Genomic DNA, 1,411 nt, shown 5'->3' with positions numbered 1-1,411 from the left:
GGTTGTATAATTAATGTTGTGAAGAAAAAAATGTAAATCTAAAAATATCTAAATAAAAAAAGGCATCTGCCTGGCTCCGTTGAATTAATTATTTGAGACAACAAAAAATTCAATAAAGGAGTCAAGCAAATGCATAATAAGCTTATCACAGATTTATTAGATTTACCAGACCTTGTTGCAACAGAATTAATTAAAACAGAGGAATATTTAGTTTTTATAGCTGATTATAAAAATGATCATGTTAAATGTCCTATCTGTGGTAAAAAAGCAGATAAAGTTCATGATAGGCGCCCACAAGATATTCAGGATGTTCCTTTAAGAGATAAAAAAGTAACTATCAAACTGGTTAAAAAACGTTATAGCTGCGATCATTGCGGCAAAAGAGCAATACCTAAAAGAATAAAGAGTATTTCAAGATATTCAAGAAAAACTGAGCGTTTTAAAGTATATCTTCTAAAACAAACTGATAGCCGTGATTACTCAAGAGTAGCCAGAGAAAATGATCTAAGCTATACCAGCATTCAAAACTCGGTACACAGTAAATTAGACACTCTGATCGAAGAAGCCCAGCTTGCAACCCTGGATGAAGTTGAAGCTATCAGTATAGATGAATTTGCAATTAAGAAAAAACATAAATATGCTGTCGCTCTAACTGATCCGATTAACGGTAAGTTAATTGATATTTTATCTTCCCGTAAAAAGAAAGATCTAATCGAGTACTTCAATACCTGGCCTGAGGAACTAAGGGAACAGATCAAATACTTCTCCATGGACATGTGGAGTCCTTATAAGGCTGTAGCAGAAACGGTTTTTCCCAATGCACAGATAGTGGTTGATAAGTTTCATCTCGTTACAGCTATAAATAACGCCTTAGACAAGCTCAGAATCCAGGAACAGGATAAACAGACTGCTGCAAACAGAACTAAGTTCTATAAGTCTAGACTCACTCTATTAATGGCTGGTGAAGACCTTGATGATGACAGCCACCAGCGGCTGATAGAAATCTTTAAACTATCTCCTGCTTTAGAAAAAGCGTGGGAGCTAAAAGAAGAATTCAGAGATCTACTCCAGATACCTGATGTTAAAGAATCTATTGAAGCTTTAAATCACTGGTATGAAAATGTTAGCCAGGCCAAATTAAATCTTTTCTATAGAGCTAAAGGAACAGTAAAACGGTGGGAACAGCATATTATTAACTATTTTAAAACTAGAATAACCAACGGATTTGCTGAAGGATTAAACAATAAAATTAAATTGATTAAAAGAATTGGCTACGGTGTCCCTAAAGTTGAGAACTTAAAACGCCGAGTATTTTTATCATTGCTAAGTATTTAAGAGCAATTCAAAAAATTAAAGAGATAACTTGATTCAAACGGTGCTATTTAGATTTCACAACATTTGTCAAAGAGCC

General features: G+C 33.9%; 1 protein-coding gene. It reads left to right on the top strand.

The genetic code is table 11. The annotated features are described in order from the left end of the window. Window positions 1-129 precede the first annotated feature (129 nt). A complete protein-coding gene (locus tag C8C76_RS14980) occupies window positions 130-1,335 on the top strand; it encodes an ISL3 family transposase (RefSeq protein ID WP_108143058.1) in 1,206 nt (401 codons plus the stop codon). The last annotated feature ends 76 nt before the right edge of the window (window positions 1,336-1,411 follow it).

Source organism: Halanaerobium saccharolyticum (assembly GCF_003053565.1).
Classification (GTDB): domain Bacteria; phylum Bacillota; class Halanaerobiia; order Halanaerobiales; family Halanaerobiaceae; genus Halanaerobium; species Halanaerobium saccharolyticum_B.
This window is presented reverse-complemented; position numbering and strand designations above follow the sequence as displayed.